At 72.1% G+C, this 15,820-nt stretch carries 16 protein-coding genes and 1 pseudogene; 6 read left to right on the forward strand and 11 right to left on the reverse strand.

Annotated features, from left to right (window positions below):
- Positions 1-66: 66 nt before the first annotated feature.
- Complete coding sequence (locus tag SJY14_RS14750; protein ID WP_396599290.1) at positions 67-339, reverse strand: hypothetical protein; 273 nt, start codon at positions 337-339, stop codon at positions 67-69.
- Positions 340-639: 300 nt separating this feature from the next.
- On the opposite strand from SJY14_RS14750, the gene SJY14_RS14755 reads away from it, so the two are divergent.
- On the forward strand, positions 640-1,575 hold the full coding sequence (locus tag SJY14_RS14755; RefSeq protein WP_396599291.1) for a nuclear transport factor 2 family protein: 936 nt from the start codon (positions 640-642) through the stop codon (positions 1,573-1,575).
- A 108-nt stretch (positions 1,576-1,683) separates the two neighbouring features.
- Here SJY14_RS14755 and SJY14_RS14760 read toward each other — a convergent pair whose 3' ends face one another.
- From SJY14_RS14760 to SJY14_RS14770, 3 genes are all read right to left on the reverse strand, one after another.
- On the reverse strand, positions 1,684-2,283 hold the full coding sequence (locus tag SJY14_RS14760; protein ID WP_396599292.1) for a fatty acid desaturase: 600 nt from the start codon (positions 2,281-2,283) through the stop codon (positions 1,684-1,686).
- A 149-nt stretch (positions 2,284-2,432) separates the two neighbouring features.
- Positions 2,433-3,221, reverse strand: coding sequence for an ANTAR domain-containing protein (locus tag SJY14_RS14765; RefSeq protein WP_396599293.1), 789 nt, complete (start codon positions 3,219-3,221; stop codon positions 2,433-2,435).
- A complete protein-coding gene (locus tag SJY14_RS14770) occupies positions 3,218-3,955 on the reverse strand; it encodes a GAF and ANTAR domain-containing protein (RefSeq protein ID WP_083396501.1) in 738 nt (245 codons plus the stop codon). The genes SJY14_RS14765 and SJY14_RS14770 overlap by 4 nt, the downstream gene beginning before the upstream one ends.
- A gap of 957 nt (positions 3,956-4,912) precedes the next feature.
- Here SJY14_RS14770 and SJY14_RS14775 point away from each other — a divergent pair.
- The 4 genes from SJY14_RS14775 (at position 4,913) to SJY14_RS14790 (ending at position 7,954) form a co-directional block, all read left to right on the forward strand.
- The gene (locus tag SJY14_RS14775) at positions 4,913-5,158 is read left to right on the forward strand and encodes a hypothetical protein (RefSeq protein ID WP_143048726.1); all 246 of its coding nucleotides are present in this window, start codon (positions 4,913-4,915) and stop codon (positions 5,156-5,158) included.
- A 72-nt stretch (positions 5,159-5,230) separates the two neighbouring features.
- Complete coding sequence (locus SJY14_RS14780) at positions 5,231-5,725, forward strand: hypothetical protein (RefSeq protein ID WP_396599294.1); 495 nt, start codon at positions 5,231-5,233, stop codon at positions 5,723-5,725.
- A 162-nt stretch (positions 5,726-5,887) separates the two neighbouring features.
- The gene (locus tag SJY14_RS14785; RefSeq protein ID WP_071257080.1) at positions 5,888-7,213 is read left to right on the forward strand and encodes a hemolysin family protein; all 1,326 of its coding nucleotides are present in this window, start codon (positions 5,888-5,890) and stop codon (positions 7,211-7,213) included.
- Between the two features lie 444 nt (positions 7,214-7,657).
- Entirely contained in the window at positions 7,658-7,954 is a 297-nt protein-coding gene (locus SJY14_RS14790) for a hypothetical protein (protein ID WP_071257077.1), read from the forward strand.
- A gap of 188 nt (positions 7,955-8,142) precedes the next feature.
- Here SJY14_RS14790 and SJY14_RS14795 read toward each other — a convergent pair whose 3' ends face one another.
- On the reverse strand, positions 8,143-9,300 hold the full coding sequence (locus SJY14_RS14795; protein ID WP_396599295.1) for a sensor histidine kinase: 1,158 nt from the start codon (positions 9,298-9,300) through the stop codon (positions 8,143-8,145).
- Between the two features lie 106 nt (positions 9,301-9,406).
- Positions 9,407-10,072 (reverse strand): annotated as a pseudogene (locus SJY14_RS14800) (response regulator transcription factor); the annotation flags it as partial.
- Between the two features lie 87 nt (positions 10,073-10,159).
- Here SJY14_RS14800 and SJY14_RS14805 point away from each other — a divergent pair.
- Positions 10,160-10,843: a M15 family metallopeptidase gene (locus tag SJY14_RS14805; protein WP_396599296.1), complete on the forward strand. Its 684-nt coding sequence runs from the start codon at positions 10,160-10,162 to the stop codon at positions 10,841-10,843.
- A gap of 20 nt (positions 10,844-10,863) precedes the next feature.
- On the opposite strand, the gene SJY14_RS14810 is transcribed toward SJY14_RS14805, so the two are convergent.
- The 5 genes from SJY14_RS14810 to SJY14_RS14830 form a co-directional block, all read right to left on the reverse strand.
- Positions 10,864-12,261, reverse strand: coding sequence for an FtsX-like permease family protein (locus SJY14_RS14810; RefSeq protein ID WP_396599297.1), 1,398 nt, complete (start codon positions 12,259-12,261; stop codon positions 10,864-10,866).
- Positions 12,258-13,064: an ABC transporter ATP-binding protein gene (locus SJY14_RS14815; RefSeq protein WP_396599298.1), complete on the reverse strand. Its 807-nt coding sequence runs from the start codon at positions 13,062-13,064 to the stop codon at positions 12,258-12,260. Before SJY14_RS14815 ends, SJY14_RS14810 begins: the two co-directional genes overlap by 4 nt.
- A gap of 62 nt (positions 13,065-13,126) precedes the next feature.
- Positions 13,127-13,672 (reverse strand): hypothetical protein, encoded by a 546-nt coding sequence (locus tag SJY14_RS14820; protein ID WP_396599299.1) that lies wholly within the window; start codon positions 13,670-13,672, stop codon positions 13,127-13,129.
- 181 nt (positions 13,673-13,853) lie between these two features.
- Positions 13,854-14,507 carry a response regulator transcription factor gene (locus tag SJY14_RS14825; protein WP_071257071.1) on the reverse strand — a complete coding sequence of 218 codons (654 nt, stop codon included), beginning with the start codon at positions 14,505-14,507 and terminating at the stop codon, positions 13,854-13,856.
- Positions 14,504-15,811 (reverse strand): sensor histidine kinase, encoded by a 1,308-nt coding sequence (locus tag SJY14_RS14830; RefSeq protein WP_083396498.1) that lies wholly within the window; start codon positions 15,809-15,811, stop codon positions 14,504-14,506. Before SJY14_RS14830 ends, SJY14_RS14825 begins: the two co-directional genes overlap by 4 nt.
- Positions 15,812-15,820: the final 9 nt, after the last annotated feature.

A 15,820-nucleotide genomic window follows, 5' to 3' on the forward strand; every position in this document is an offset into this window, starting at 1 on the left:
CGTATGGCAATGCGTTGACGTAATCGATGTCGATAACCGGAATCACCGACCTCGCCGGTCGCCGCGTCAGGGCCGGCGGCGCACACCCCGTCGGTAGCCGAGCCATGCGGCGAGCACGAGCAAGCCGAGGACGAGGACGCCCGCGCCCACGAGGCTCGCGGTCGAGAACAGGTGCACACCGTCAGGGGTGAACGTCGTGTCCGACGAGGGCGCGTACGCGAACCACCCGAAGGACACGGGTCGCGTCGAGGCCACGGCGAGGACGACGACGCCCACGACCGACAAGGCCGAGCCAGCAGCCAGGACGAGGCGGGAAGTCCGGAAGGCACGACGCGTCATGCCCGGACCCTAGCGCGCCGTCGGGGTCGGTCGGTGCCGTGGCGGCCGCGCTCTGGAGGGTCGTGCGGACGCAGAAGTCCGCCTGCGATCTCGGACCGGTTCGTGACGCGTGTGAGCACTACTCGCGTAGGACACGCCGCACGGAAGCGTTCGCGAGCGTCCCGATCCTGCGCGGGCGGTGCAGGCGGTCCCACGATTCCGACATCCACGTGAGTGGCTTACGAGAAAGTGCGTACCTCCGTTCGACGGGCCTTGCTGCGATGCTGCGATCACCCGCCGACCATCGCTGAAGGAGCCTTCATGTCCGTCGCATCCAGCCGCCTCGCCCGCGGCACGGCCGTCCTCGCCGGAGCCGCCCTCCTCGCCGGACTCGGCGTCTCCACGCCGGCAGCCGCTGCTCCCGGGACCACACCGAAGCCGACCGTGACGGCTGCCGCCGACCGGCGGGACACCACCACCGAACACCGCAATGCCTGTGCCGTGCGGACGCTCGTCACTCAGACCTTCGCCGATCCCGACAGCACGTCCTCCCGGCAGCTCGCGGCGCGGTTCGTCTCACCGAGCGCGGTCGCGCACGGAGCAGGGACCACCGCCGGGCCGCAGGGACTCCTCGCGCAGTTCGCGGCGGACCGGACCCGCGTCCCCGGTGCTCACGCGGTGATCAAGCGCGTCGCAGCCGACGGAGACCTCGTCGCGGTGCACTGGCAGATCACCCCTGACCCGCGCAACGAACGACGCGGTGACGCCGCCGTCGACCTGTTCCGGCTCGATCACGGCCGGATCGTCGAGCGCTGGTCGCTCGAGCAGCCCGTTCCGACCGGCACACCGGCCAGCGGGAACACGAACACCATGTTCAGCGACCTGTACCGGCCGGCCCGTCCGACCGCCGCGCCGTCGGAGCGTCAGGAAGAACGCAATCGCGTCCTCGCGGTGTCGGCGTACGACACGCTGTTCCGTGACCACGACCCGTCGGTCCTCGACCGCGCCTTCGACCCCGCTTACCTGCAGCACAACCCGGTCGCCCCGAACGGGACGGCGGCGCTGAAGCAACTGTTCGGCAGCGGTGCGCAGTTCCCGGCGCAGCAGTCCGTCCTCTCACTCTCCGACGGCGACATCGTCTGGACCTTCTCCCAGGCGGTCGGCGCGAAACTCGGCGACCCGCTGCTCGCTGCCGACCTGTTCCGCGTCGACGACGGCCTCATCCGCGAGCACTGGGACGTGGTCCCGACGAACTAGCCGCGACGGTCTCGGTGACGGGGGCTCATCGAGGTCGTAGCCGGGTCGCGGCCGGGCAGTCGAACACGTCGCCCCCGGTCGCGAGCCCGACCCGGTTCAGGTACCGGATCACGATGCCGTAGGCAGGAGGATCGGGAAGAACGCGTACCCCTGGCGGTGCGCGAACCACCGGGCGACGCCGGTCTTGCCGACCGCGTCCTCTTCCCGGAAGACGATCACGTCGGGGGCGATGTCGGGGTCCTTGCCCACCGTGTTGGGATTGCCGTGGTGACGGGTGTGCTTGCTCATCCACCAGGCGTACGACATGCCGACCACGCCCGCGGCGAGCACGCGACCGACCCGCTCGCTGGCACGGCCCGATTCGAACACCTGCTTGTGCGCCGTCTCGTGGGCGAGGAACGCGTACTGGGTGAAGATGACGCCGAGGGCCGCCGCGATCAGCAGCTGGAACCAGCTGTCTCCGAGCAGGGCCGACCCGGTCACGGCGGCTGCCAGGCAGACGGTGACGAGCACGAACGCCGTCACGTAGAAGCCCGTCCGCCGGCGCATCAGCCCGGCGTCGCGCACCTGGGCCAGGAGGGTCGTATACGTGCTCACCGGCGTCGACGGCGTGCCGGCCACGGTGGGTCGGAGCCCGGGAGGCGCGTGGCCGTCCGCCGGGACGGGTCCGGTCGCGGACAGGGTCGTGGCCGTCGTGGTGGTCGTCATGGTGCCCGCCTTCCGCTCGCGTGGTCAGCCGACGTCGAAGGCGGGAGGGCGGAGGGCGCGCTCGCCCGGACGGGGGCTGCGACGGCGCCCGCCGAATGCGGGACGGGCCGTCAGATCGCGGCCTGGGTCTCGGGGCGCTGATGTCGAGGCTAGACCCCGGACCCTTCCGTCCGCGCCGGTGCGGGCGCATTGTCAGCTCGAGGCGGGTCGGTCAGCTCGAGGACCTGACCGTCCTCGACGATGGCTCGGGCGACCTCGGCGATCTTGGTCTGGGTCGTGCGGGCCTGGTGCCTGATGAGCCGGTACGCGGCTTCCATGTCCAGGTCGTGGGTGTGCGCGACGAAACCCTTCGCCTGCTCGATCAGGACGCGACTGTCGAGGGCCCGCTGCAGCTGCTGCTTGGTCACCGACAGATCGGAGACGACCCGCTCCTGCAGGATGCTGATGGTCGCGACGTCCGCCAAGGCCTGCGCGGCGACGGCGTCGGCGTCGTTCAGCCCGCCCTCGTGGTCGCGGAAGAGGTTCAACGAACCGATCGTCTCGTCCCGCAGCCGCAACGGGATCGCGTGGACGGAGACAAAGCCGAGCCCTTCGGACATCGCCGCGAACGCCGGCCACCGCTCCTGGATCTCACGGGGAGAACCGACGGACACGACCCGCGCCGAGGTGATGGCCTCCACACACGGACCCTCCTCCGCGCGCAGCTGCATCAGCCCGACGAACTGGCTGCGCTCGCTCGTGGACGCGACGACGTCGTACCCGTCGGAGGCGTTGCCGAGGACGATGCCCGCCGCCGACGCGTCGAACAGCCCGATGGACCGGTCGACGAGGGACTGCAGCAGGCCGATGAGGTCGTAGTCGTGGACGAGGCTGTCGGCGACCGTGACGAACGCGTCGACGAGGCATCGTTCTCGGTGGGTCTGTCGTGTGGCGCTCATGGGACGGGGCCCCCTCGGGGTGTCGTGGGCTGGGTGAAGGTCAGGGTGCGGTCAAGGACCCGCTGGGCGGCTTCGTCGACCGTCGTGCCCGTGCTGTACGCGTGGCTGCGGAGCATCAGGAGGGCGTCGTCGGGCGAGACGGACGCCTGGGCGATCACCATGCCGGTGGCCTGGTGGATCTCGCGACGGCTGAAGGTCGCAGGAGGCGCGGCGGCGTCGCCCTGCGTGGCCGCCTGTTCGATCCCCCGGACGAGGAGCGTCCTGCCCACCATCGCGGCCATCCGTCGGACGTCGGACGTGTGGGCGAGGTCGAAGGTGTGGGTGGTGTCGTCGTAGAGGTCGAGCACCCCGATGGGGATGGTGCCGACCGAGAGCGGGAAGGAATACACCGCGGAGAGTCCCTCGGCGATGAGCGCGGACAACGCGAACGGCCAGGCCTCGCCGGCTGCCGAGCGCAGATCGGGTTCCAGGACCGCCCGGTGGGAGGCGGCGGCCTGCCACGCCGGCCCTTCCCCGAGGTCCAGCTGGATCTCCTCCCACCGGGCGGAGCGGGCATCGGAGGCCGAGAGGGTCTCGACACCCAGGGGATCGCCGAGAGACGAGACGGCAGCACCGGTCACCCCGAAGGCCGCGACGAAGGGCGAGGTCAGATCCGAGGCCCTGTCGGTGGGCTCGTCGCCGGCCGCCCGGGCGAGGGCGACCAGTCCGGCATCGGTGCGGGACAGGTCAACCATGAGCCGACGGGGGTTCGTTGAAGGTGTGCATCAGGACCGATCTCGCGGTGTCGCTGACGGGGTCGCAAGGTCTTGGCGAGAGCCGATGGCCCCAGAGCATGACACATCGACGTCGCCGACGGGAAGCCCCTGATCACCCGTTGTGCAATCCCCCCCGCCTGATCGCTCCTCGACGTCCTGCCCGCCCCCTTCCCGCTCCGGTGAGGACGAGAGAGGGTTGCGGTCGTGTGGTCATCGGCCCTACCGTGAAATTCGGCCACCCCAGACCATAGGCAGCCGGCACCCCCCGAGCGCGAGCCCTGCCCGAATCACGGTCTGAAGTCACCTTCCTCCGTTCTCGAGTTGGGCCACGACCGGCCCCGCCCCGAACAGGCCTGAACGACACCCCGACGACCGGTGCCCCGGCATCAGGCTCCGGTCGCCCCTGACTTGCACCCTCGTGATCTCACCCGTTGGTCTCGAGGATGCAAGCGGTCCTCCCGACGGGACTGCACCCGGCGGGTGCCTGGAACCCGAACCTCCAGGCACCCGCCACTCCCCTTCCCCGTTCCACCCGCCGGCCAGAGAAGGATGCCCATGGGCCACCTCCACGACGGCGACCGCTCGCGCGGTTTCGACGATCGCGCCCTCACCGATCCCGCTCACAGCGGGGGGTGGTGTGCTCCTCGCGGCCGAGCCCGGCGAAGTCCCCATCGACGCGGGGGTTCGTTGCCGCTAGGGTCAGGTCGTCGGCCGAGACCCCGCTGATGGCACGTCGCACTGTGTTGCGCTCCCCGGGGACCGGTTCTGCCTCTTCTCGTGGTCGCTGCCACAGCCGTACCGCCTGGCGGTCGAGCAGACGAGAGCGGGCATCCGGCACCTGAACCGCCGGATGCCCGCTCTTCTCGACGGCGAACCGCGCCTCCCCCGCAGGGCGCCGCCGCTGCGTTCGACGACCGATCGGATGACGAGGTCCATATGACGAACGGTTCTCCTGCAGCGAAGCCACTCCGTCTGGCGGCGGCTGCCGTGCACTGGGTCGAGTTCTTCTTCCGCCGAGCCGACCGCTCCGGTGACATCTACCCGGACGACGAGCCGTACGGGCAGGTCCCGGGGGCGGACCCGGACCGGATCATGGTGATGGGTGAACGAGGCGAGATCAGCCTCGGGGTCGTGACCCCCGAACTCTCGATCGCCGGATACATCGCTCGAGAGCACCACTAGCGAACGGGACGGGGCTGCGCATGGTCGGTCGCCACGCTTGCCGGCGACCACATCGACGACGGACGAGCCTTCGTGGGCAGGCATGCCGGCGACATCGCGAAGACCGATCTCATCGTCGTCCTGGCCGGGATCTCCGACTGCCTGACCTTGACCTCGGCGGCGCGGTGGCACCGGGGCCTCGACGAGATGCTGACAGCCCTCTTCGACCACCTTCCCCTCGATGCACACGTCGCGGTCGCGGAGATCCCCCCGCTCGAGAACGCCGGCAGTCTGAGCCGATCAGCCCGCCTCGCAGCCGGATACCGCTCGACGCTGCTCAACCACCGGACGAGGAAAGCCCTCCGGTCCCACCCGCGCGCGACGGCGATCCCGTTCCCGCCGGAGCTCACCGACCGACTCTGGGTCCCCCAGTCGCGGCAGGAGCGGTACACCCGCACCTATTCCCTGTGGAGCCGGAGCCTCATCGCGGCGTGCCTCGAGGCACGAGAGCTCGTCGCCCCTTCCGCACCTCACTCCTCCCTGCGCTACCCCCCACCGGTCCACGACCCGGACCGTGAGGTTCGGTGAGGAGCCCGTTCGCACCGTCACGGGCGTGCTCTTGGGTCGGGCACAGGAGATGGGTGCGTAATCTCGATTCATGACGCGCATCTCAGATCCTTCGTCCGACTGCCATAGTCCGGGCGCCCGGACGACCCCGGGCACCCCCCGGCCGATCGACCTCCCCGCCCGATGAACGGCGACCTGCTCCTCAACATCGTCCTCGTCGTCGTCTTCGTCCTGGTCGGCGGTGTCTTCGCCGCCACCGAGATGGCGCTCGTCACCCTCCGCGAGAGCCAGGTCAACGCGATCGCCGCGCGCGGCAAGCGCGGTGAGAAGGTCGCGGGCCTCGCCCGCGACCCGAACATGTTCCTCGCCGCCGTGCAGATCGGCGTCACCGTCGCCGGGTTCGCGTCCGCCGCCTACGGCGCCTCCTCCATCGCCCCGTCCGTCACGCCCCTTCTCGTAGGCTTCGGACTCGGCGAACAGGCCGCCTCCACCGTCGCCACCATCGTTCTGACACTCCTCATCGCCTACCTCTCGCTCGTGCTGGGCGAGCTGGCACCGAAGCGGCTCGCGATCCAGCGGAACGCCTCCTTCGCCTACGCCGTCGCCCCCGTCCTCGCGGTGTTCGCCGTGCTCATGCGCCCCGTCATCTGGTTGCTGTCGATCTCGACCAACCTCGTGGTCCGCATGCTCGGCGGCGACCCGCACAAGACGGGCGAGGAGATGACCGAGGAGGAACTGCGCGACATCGTCTCGAGCCACGAGGGCCTCCCCGAGGACGAACGCCGCATCCTCGACGACGTGCTCTCCCTCCGGCACCGGCAGCTCAGCCAGGTCATGCGCCCCCGCCCCGAGGTCACGGCCGTCGACGGCACGGGGAGCGTCAGCGACGCCGCCCGCGAGGTGCACGACCAGCCGTATTCGCGCTACCCGGTCATCGACCGGTCCATCGACGACATCATCGGCTTCGTGCACGTCCGCGACCTGTTCGAGGCGATCACGAAGGACCCCGCGACACCGGTCCGCGACATCGTGCGGACGATCTCGTACCTGCCGGCCACGGCGCGCGTCCTCCCGACGCTCACCTCGATGCGGGCGGACGGCCACCACATCGCCGTCATCGTCGACGAGTACGGCGGAACCGACGGCATCGTCACCCTCGAGGACCTCGTCGAGGAAGTCGTCGGCGAGATCTTCGACGAGTACGACACGGAGTTCGCGGCCGCCGACCTCGAGGCGGGCGGCGGGATCGTGGACGGCCGTCTGAACTTCCAGGACTTCGAGGAGGCGACGGGCATCCACCTGCCCGAGAGCGCCTCCGACACCGTCGCCGGCTACGTCATCGAGACCCTCGGGCGCTTGGCGGCCGTGGGCGACGTCGTCGAGATCGACGGCGCCCGCCTGCAGGTGACCCAGATGGACCGACGCCGCATCTCCGAGCTGCTCGTCATCCCCGACGTCGACGAGACACCCGCGGACGACGCGAGCACCCCGGAGGACACGCGGAACTGAGCCCGGGCCATCGGAGGCCATTCGCGTCCTTGCCCAGCTGTGGCCGCTGCCGGCGGCGGTGTCCTCGACAGCTTGGTCACTGCTCTCGGTGATGCCGGCGCTGCCGACCGGGGCAGGTCCGGCACCGGGAACCGGTCGGCAGCGGCGCGCGACGGCCACTCGTCCATGTCGAAAGGCCTCCTCCTGTACGGACTGATCATCGTTTCGGCGATTTTCCGGGGGCCTTGACAACTGCGCCAGGATCGGTTGGCAACGCGCGGACTTCTCTTCGGGTGCGGGATGCCCGAAGATCCGCGTTTCTCGGTGTCCGAGATGTGATCTGCTGACCTGCCCGGTGCGCAAGCAGCTGAACCGATCAGGTCGTGTGACCTGTAGCGCGGGTTGCGTCGTGGTCACGCCCGGACGGCCGTTTCGTCGTCCGAGGGGAACCCGAGGAGAAACAGCATGAGCAACAACACCACCGGCACCGCCCGCAACGGCCGCACCACCCGCCTGTCCACAGAGACGAAGGCGGCGTTCAAGACGACCGAGTTCATCGTCTACGTGGTCATCCTGGTCGGCATGTTCATCGCCGCCGCCGTCACCGACAACGGCGACGACGGACAGGGCTTCGGCGCCGACCAGGTCTGGCTCTACGCGACGATCCTCACCGTGGGTTACATGATCGCCCGTGGCCTCGCCAAGTCCGGCAGCCGCGAGTACTACGACAACGACGACCACGCGGACCACGACCACCGCTGATTCGTCGTCCGCGCACCGCGCGGCACACGAAGGCCCCTCGCCTCGGGAGGGGCCTTCGGCCGTGCCGCGCGTCCGTTCACCCTCCCGGCCCCGACGCCGACCGTGCTCACCAGACCCCGAGGAACGGATGCCTGCATCCGACACGACCTGTCAGCCGCGCGCTGTCGGCCCGCCGGCCCGCCTGCCCGTCAGACCGACCCGGCGGGCAGCTCGATGGTGACCCGCAGGCCGCCGCCGACCCGGGCCCGCACCTCGAGCGTCCCGTCGTGGGCGCGCACGATCGCGTCGACGATCGCCAGACCGAGCCCGGAGCCCTGGTGGTCGCCCCGCACGCGGGCGTCGCCGCGCTGGAACGGCTCGACCAGCGTCGCCACGAGATCCGGCGACACGACCGGCCCCGAGTTCTCCACGACCAAGACGGCCCCGGCACCGCGCGGGGCCGCAGCGACCGACACCCACGCCGCCGATCGAGCGGCCACCGACCCGACTTCGGGCGCTGAAACCGCCGACTCCGCCACCCCGGAGCCCGCCCGCTCCCCCGCCACGTTGTGGACGATGCCGTTGTGCACGAGGTTCGTGACCACCTGACGCAGCAGGGCGGGTGACCCGGCCGTCGGCGCCACCTCGCCCTCGACCTCGAGGGCGACGCCCCGTGCATCGGCGACAGGCGCGAGCAGCTCCACGGCCTCGTCCGCCAGCAGCGACAGGTCGACGGGCGACCGGTCGAACGACCGCTGGTCGGCCCGGCTCAGCACCAGCAGCGCCTCGGTCAGGTCGATCGCCCGGTCGTTGACCTCACGCAGTCGACCCGCGAGCACCCGAGCGTCCGCCGCCGGGTCGTCGTGCGCGACCTCGAGCAGGGTCCTCGAGATGGCGAGGGGCGTGCGCAACTCGTGCGAGGCGTTCGCCGCGAACCGGCGCTGCGCCGAGACGTGGTCCTCGAGCCGCTCGAGCATCGTGTCGAACGCGTCGGCGAGCTCGCGGAACTCGTCGGCCCGGCCGGGCAGAGCGATGCGGTGCGACAGCGGCCCCTCGGCCGCCCGTCGCGCCGCCCCGGTCATCCGGTCGAGCGGTGCGAGCAGACGCCCCGCGAGCAGCCAGCCGCCCAGCAGCCCGACAGCGAGCAGCACGACCAGCGCACCCACGGCCCGCGGCAGGAACGCCCGGGTCAGGTCGCCCCGGTTCGGCACGAACCCCGCCGTGACACCCGAGAGCGACTCCTGCGGGACGTAGCGCAACAGGAACAACCACACCACGCCGAGCAGCAGCACCCCCGTCACCACGACGACCGCGGCATAGCTGAGGGCCAGACGCAGGCGGACGCTGGGGCCGCGCGTCCTACCCACGACCCCGCGCCTCCTCGACGTGGTCGACACCGACGGGGTCGACACCGACGGGAGCGACGCCGACGGGGTCGACACCGACGGGAGCGACGCCGACCGGAGCGATGCCGACCGGCTCGGCCTCGATCCGGTAGCCGACGCCCGGCACCGTCGCGATCACCCAGGGCTCGCCGAGTCGTTTGCGCAGCGCCGAGACCGTGATGCGCACGGCGTTCGTGAAGGGGTCGGCGTTCTCGTCCCAGGCCCGCGCGAGCAACTGCTCGGCGCTGACCACGCCGCCACCCGCCGCCACGAGCACCTCGAGCACGGCGAACTGCTTGCGGGTGAGCGCCACGTAGCGACCGTCACGGTGCACCTCTCGACGGAACGGGTCGACGCGCAGGCCCGCCAGTTCGGTGACCGGCGGCCGATGATGCGCCCGTCGCCGGTCGAGCGCGCGCAGCCGCAGCACCAGTTCGCGCAGCTCGAACGGCTTGGTGAGGTAGTCGTCCGCCCCCGCCTCGAAGCCCGAGGCCTTGTCGTCGAGGCGGTCGGCGGCCGTCAGCATGAGGATCGGCGTGCCGCTGCCGGTCGCGACGAGGTGCTCGGCGATCTCGTCGCCCGACGGCCCGGGCACGTCGCGGTCGAGCACGGCGACGTCGTACTCGTTGACGCTCAGCAGCTCGAGGGCGGTGTCGCCGTCGCCCGCGACGTCGGACGCGATGGCCGCGAGACGGAGTCCGTCGCGGATGGCCTCGGCCAACAGGGGCTCGTCCTCGACGATCAGCACACGCACGTCCCGATGCTACGAGCCGGGCCGTATCGTCCGCGTATCGAGAAACGCATACGGGCCTGCGACGGTCGATCCCGTCGACTGAGGGGCATGCGAAACCTCGATACGTCGCCCTCCACGCGTCCCGTCCCCGCCCGGTACCGACGACGCCCCGCCGTCGTCCTGGCCGTCGTCGCGGGCGCGCTCGCGTTCTCGCTCGTCGTCCTCCTCGCGATGGCCGTCGCGGTCTCCCGCGCCGCGACGGTGGACGGACCAGGAGGCGCGGGCCGGCTCCTCGGCACCGCCGCGGTCGGTGCCGCCCTCGGTCGGGACGAGGCGACCGGCGAGGCGGGCGGCGTCGTCCCGCCCGGGACCTCGCCGTTCGACGAGGACGTGCCGGCCGTCTCGGGACTCGACCCGCGCCTCCTCGACGCCCTGCAGCGCGCCACGACGGACGCGACCGCCGCCGACGTCGTGGTCGTCGTGAACGGCGGCTGGCGGTCGGCCGCCTACCAGGAGCAGTTGTTGGACGACGCGGTGGTCCGGTACGGCTCGCGCACCGAGGCGGCCCGCTGGGTCGCGACCCCCGAGACGTCGGCCCACGTGCACGGCGACGCGGTCGACGTCGGCTCGTGGGACGCGACGTCGTGGCTCTCGGGGAACGGGGCCGCGTACGGCCTCTGCCAGATCTACGAGAACGAGTCGTGGCACTACGAGCTGCGCCCCGAGGCCGCCGACCAGGGCTGCCCGCCGATGTTCCGCGACCCGACCGAGGACCCGCGGATGAACCCGTAGGCGGTCGGTCCGCGCCCGGGTCAGCGGGCGGCCAGCGCCTCGACGGGGGTGACCGAGGTGGCACGGCGGGCCGGGACGAGGGCGGCGACCCCGGCCAGCACGGCGGCCGTCACGGCCAGCCCGAGCAGCAGCGGCACGGGCAGCGTCGGCGCGATGAGCAGACCCTGGTTGGCCGAACCGAGCAGCGCCTGGGCTCCGGCCCAGCCGTAGGCGACGCCGAGCACGACACCGACGACGATCGCCGTCAGCGCCATCTGCGTCGCCTCGAGCAGGATCATGCGACGCACCTGACCCGCGGTCGAGCCGATCGCGCGCAGCAGACCCAGCTCGCGCCTCCGTTGCATGACGCTCAGCGACATGTCGTTGACCATGCCGACGGCGGCGATCACGGCCGAGAAACCGACGAGGGCGGCGACGATCAGCAGCGTCGTGGTGAACATCTGGTCGAGCTCGGCGGCGTACGACGGGTCCTGCTCGATCGAGTAGATGAAGGTGCGCAGCGTCTCGAGGGCGACCGACAGGGTGGTGACGAGCGTCACGCCGATGACGATGCCGATCGTCGCCCGGGTGCTGCGCTCGGGCTGACGCACCGCGTTCTCGGCGGCGAGGCGTGCCACCTGGCTCGTGCCGAAGGCGCGGCCGACGGCGCTCAGCACGGTGGGCATGAGAGCGTGGGCGCCGACGACGACCCCGGTGAACGACAGCACGCCACCGAAGAACGCGATCAGCACGCCCATCGCGTCGGCGAGCCCGACGACGACCCCGGCGACGAGCAGCAGACCGCCGCCGACGACGAGCAGAGCGGCGAAGACCGTCCGGACGACGCGTCGTGACCGGGCCGCGACGGGCGCGTCCTGCGCGGCGTCGGTCGCCTGCAGCGGCGTCACCTGGAGGACGCGGCGCGAACCGACCCAGGCCGCGGCGACCGTGGTCAGCACGACCGCGACGGCCGGGACGAGACCGCCCACCGAGGCGTACGAGTACGCGAGGTCGGGCAGCTGACCGCGGCCGACGAGCACCCGCACGGCGACGACGACGAGCGCCAGGCCGGCGAGCGTCCCGAGCACGGCCCCGGCGACGCCGACCAGGAGGCCTTCCCGGGCGACGGCCCGACGTTGGTCGCGAGCGGACGAGCCGAGCAGGCGCATCAGGGCGATCGTCGGCGTGCGACCGGCGACCACGGTGGCGAAGGTGTTGGCCGTCACGATCGCGCCGACGTAGAGCGCGAGGCCGACGAAGACCGCGGCGACGAAGCCGAGCATCGTCGAGACCGTGCCGCTCGTGGCGACCGCGGCGTCGGAGGCGATGACCTGCTCGAGCACGTGGGTGACGCCGAGCAGCCCGACGCCGAACGTCGTGCCGAGACCGGCGACGAGGATGCTCGGACGGTGCTCGACCAGCTGGTCGCGGGCGCTCACGCGACACGCTCCAGATCGAGCATGACGCCCGAGATCTCGGCGGCACTGCTGCGGTCGATCTCGTGCACGATGCGGCCGTCCGCGAGGAACACCACGCGGTCGGCGTAGCTCGCCGCGACCGGGTCGTGGGTCACCATCGCGATGCTCTGGCCGTGGTCGGTCGACGCGGTGCGCAGCACGTCGAGCACGTCGCGGCCGGCCTTCGAGTCGAGGTTGCCGGTGGGCTCGTCCGCGAAGATCAGGTCGGGCCTCGTGGCGAGGGCGCGGGCGATCGCGACGCGCTGCTGCTGCCCGCCCGAGAGCTGGTGGGGGCGGTGGGTCAGCCGGGCGCCGAGGCCGAGTGTTGCGACGAGCCAGTCGATCCACTCCCGCTCGTCGGCGGTGGCGCGGCGGCCGTCGAGACGGAACGGCAGCTCGATGTTGGCCGACACGTCGAGGGTCGGCACGAGGTTGAACGCCTGGAAGACGAAGCCGATCCGGCGGCGGCGCAGCAGCGTCAGCTGCGTGTCGTCGAGGCCGGTGATGTCGGTGTCGCCGAGCAGCACCTGCCCCGAGGTGGCCGAGTCGAGGCCGGCCGTGATGTGCATCAGGGTCGACTTGCCCGAACCGCTCGGGCCCATGACGGCGGTGAACTGCCCGGCCGGCAGGTCGAGCGAGACGTCGCGCAGCGCGTCGACGCGGCCGTCACCCTGGCCGAAGGACTTCGTGACGTTCCGGACGCGGGCGACGGGGCCCGCGCCTCCTCGGGTCGGGTCGGTGGGACGTCGGGACGGGATGCCCTGGGGCTGGTCGGGACGGGACATGGTGGTCTTCCTGTTCGTGAGGCGGGAGCGTGAGGCGGGAGCGGGCGGTCTGCGTCGGACGATCAGCGGCGCAGCGTGACGCTGCCGTCGTCACCGGGCACCGCGTCGACGGTGGTCCAGCTGGCCCAGCGACCATCGACCTGGGCGACGACGCGACCGTCGCCGCAGCTGACGAGTCCCGAGGTGGGCAGGGGTTCGGGCAGCGTCTTCGGGTCGAGGGCCGGTCCGCCGAGGTCCCCGTCGACGGGGGTGCACGCCGCGAGGTCGGGGCCGGTCTCCGACGTGAACGAGAGCTCGTAGCCGGGGTCCTGGGTGTCGAGGCGCACGTCGATGTCGCGGGCGTCGGAGGGCACCCAGTCGGGCAGGAACCAGGCGAGGTCGGTCGAGTCCGCCGAGCTCGGTGCGTCGGCGAACGAGTCGAAGTGACGCTCCTGCACCTGCTCCGCGCCGAGCGCGCTCTTCGCGGCGTCGACCGCGCCCGAGCAGCCGGTGAGCGTAACGGCGGCGAGCGCCGCGAGGCCCAGCCCGGCGGCGAGGGCGCCGCGGCGGCGGGTGGTGGTGGACGAGGAGGCGCGGGTCGCGATGGTCGCGGAGGTCGTGTCGTTCATGTCTACGATCCTCGCCGCGGGCCCGGAACCGGAACATCACGTGCACCCACGGACCCACTCGGGGGTTATCCCCCGCTGCTGTCCCGCCGATCCGACGAGGGCCGCCACCCGCACGTCTCGGCGGCGGGGCTCGCGCCCGGACGGCGGCGCTGGTCGACCGTCACGTCGTGGTGGAGGCGCGTCAGACCGAGCCGGACTCGTAGGCCGCGATCACGATCTGCACCCGGTCGCGCAGGTCGAGCTTGGCCAGGACGCGCCCCACGTGGGTCTTCACCGTCGACTCACTCAGGACGAGCTGCTCGGCGATCTCGGGGTTGGTGAGCCCGCGGGCCACCGCCGTGAAGACCTCACGCTCCCGGTCGGTCAGCTCGTCGAACCTCGGGGGCGCGCCCGTGCCACCCCGCGGGAGCCGCGGGACGGCCATCTCGAGGACGGCACGTGTCGCACGCGGCGACACCACCGCGTCCCCCGCCGCGACGGACCGGACGGCGGCCACCAGCTCGGCCCGGGGCGCGGTCTTGAGCAGGAACCCGCTCGCCCCGGCGCGGAGCCCCCCGAAGGCGTACTCGTCGAGGTCGAACGTGGTGAGGATCAACACGCGGCTCGACGGGTGCCCGCGGACGATCCGCCGCGTCGCCTCGATGCCGTCCGTGCCGGGCATGCGGACGTCCATCACGACGACGTCCGGCACGAGGGTCGCGGTCAGGTGGACCGCCTCGTCACCGTTCGACGCCTCGCCGACGACGACGAGGTCGTCCGTCGAGTCGAACATCATGCCGAGGCCCCGACGGACCAGCTCCTGGTCGTCGACCAGCAGCACCGAGATGGGGCTCATCGCTGCTCCTCGACGTCGGGCAGCTCGGCGGCCACCCGCCAGCCACCTCCCGGCCGGGGCCCCGCCTCGACCGAGCCTCCGTAGAGACGGGCCCGCTCGCGCATCCCCACGAGTCCTCGACCCGAGCCGAGGGGGGCCCGACCCTCGACGGGCCCGTGGCCGTCGTCCGTGACCACGACGTGGACGGGTGGCCCGTAGGCGATGGCGACCCGCACCTCCTGCGGTGCGTCGGCGTAGCGGAGGGTGTTCGTCAGCGCTTCCTGGACGATGCGGTGGACGACGGTCTGCACGCCCTCGGAACGCGGCGGGATGCCGGACGTTTCGAGGACGACCGGCAGACCGGCCGCACGGCAGCTCGCGACGAGGGCCGGGAGGTCGGCGACGGACGGTGCCGGACCGAGGTCGGTGGTCGCTGCGTCGTCGTCTCGTCCGAGGGTGCCGAGCAGGCGGCGCATGTCGGTCAGCGAACGTCGGCCGACGTCGCCGATGTCACCGAGGGCCGCGCGCGACCGTGCCGGGTCCTTCTCGGCCAGGGCGTCCGCACCGTCGGCGAGCGAGACCATGACCGAGATGCCGTGGGCGACGATGTCGTGCATCTCGCGGGTGATGCGCGCCCGCTCGGCAGCCGTGGCGAGGCGCTCGCGCTGGTCGCGCTCCCGCTCGAGGCGCTCGGCACGGTCGACCAGCGCCGCGACGTAGCGGCGGCGACCACCGACGGCGACGCCGACCAGGACGGCCACCAGCATGACGAGCACGGGGATCGGGCTGATCACCGGCACCCCCGCGCCGGCACCGCCGTCGGCCCGCACCACGGCTGCCACGGGGACCACGGCGGCCCCGACCGCGACCACGGTGCCGAATCCGGTCCACGCAGCGCGGGACGAGCGGTGCACGGCGAGGGCGTAGAGGGCGAGCGACGGTCCGACGGGATCGATTCCGGGGGCGGCGACGGCCGAGGCCACCGTCGCGACGAGGACGACCACGAACGCCGTCACGGGTCGCCGTCGCCGCCCCAGCAACGCCGCGGTCGAGACGATCAGTGCGAGCGTGAGGGTGACGTCGACCTCGAGCGGACGCCCGACACCGGTGGCGAGGTAGGCCGCGGCGAGCCCGAAGGCGGACACGACGAGGTAAGCGGCGGCGACGAGCGCGTCGACCGCGGTCGGATGCCGACGCAGCAGGGCCCGTGCGGGGCCGGGCGGCCGCGGGGGCCCGGACGTGGCCGAGGGCGCAGGCGTCGGCGGGGGCGCGGGCGTGCACGTCACGGCGGCGGTCGTCTGGCCGTCAGGACGTCGGTCGGGCATGCCCCGACC

Source organism: Frigoribacterium sp. R86507 (assembly GCF_044597695.1).
GTDB lineage: Bacteria > Actinomycetota > Actinomycetes > Actinomycetales > Microbacteriaceae > Frigoribacterium.

Bases quoted from the DNA above. Each gene is read 5' to 3' on its own strand.
- SJY14_RS14750 (WP_396599290.1), bottom strand. From the start codon at position 339: ATGACGCGTCGTGCCTTCCGGACTTCCCGCCTCGTCCTGGCTGCTGGC.
- SJY14_RS14755 (WP_396599291.1), top strand. From the start codon at position 640: ATGTCCGTCGCATCCAGCCGCCTCGCCCGCGGCACGGCCGTCCTCGCC.
- SJY14_RS14760 (WP_396599292.1), bottom strand. From the start codon at position 2,283: ATGACGACCACCACGACGGCCACGACCCTGTCCGCGACCGGACCCGTC.
- SJY14_RS14765 (WP_396599293.1), bottom strand. From the start codon at position 3,221: ATGAGCGCCACACGACAGACCCACCGAGAACGATGCCTCGTCGACGCG.
- SJY14_RS14770 (WP_083396501.1), bottom strand. From the start codon at position 3,955: ATGGTTGACCTGTCCCGCACCGATGCCGGACTGGTCGCCCTCGCCCGG.
- SJY14_RS14775 (WP_143048726.1), top strand. From the start codon at position 4,913: ATGACGAACGGTTCTCCTGCAGCGAAGCCACTCCGTCTGGCGGCGGCT.
- SJY14_RS14785 (WP_071257080.1), top strand. From the start codon at position 5,888: ATGAACGGCGACCTGCTCCTCAACATCGTCCTCGTCGTCGTCTTCGTC.
- SJY14_RS14790 (WP_071257077.1), top strand. From the start codon at position 7,658: ATGAGCAACAACACCACCGGCACCGCCCGCAACGGCCGCACCACCCGC.
- SJY14_RS14805 (WP_396599296.1), top strand. From the start codon at position 10,160: ATGCGAAACCTCGATACGTCGCCCTCCACGCGTCCCGTCCCCGCCCGG.
- SJY14_RS14815 (WP_396599298.1), bottom strand. From the start codon at position 13,064: ATGTCCCGTCCCGACCAGCCCCAGGGCATCCCGTCCCGACGTCCCACC.
- SJY14_RS14820 (WP_396599299.1), bottom strand. From the start codon at position 13,672: ATGAACGACACGACCTCCGCGACCATCGCGACCCGCGCCTCCTCGTCC.
- SJY14_RS14825 (WP_071257071.1), bottom strand. From the start codon at position 14,507: ATGAGCCCCATCTCGGTGCTGCTGGTCGACGACCAGGAGCTGGTCCGT.
- SJY14_RS14830 (WP_083396498.1), bottom strand. From the start codon at position 15,811: ATGCCCGACCGACGTCCTGACGGCCAGACGACCGCCGCCGTGACGTGC.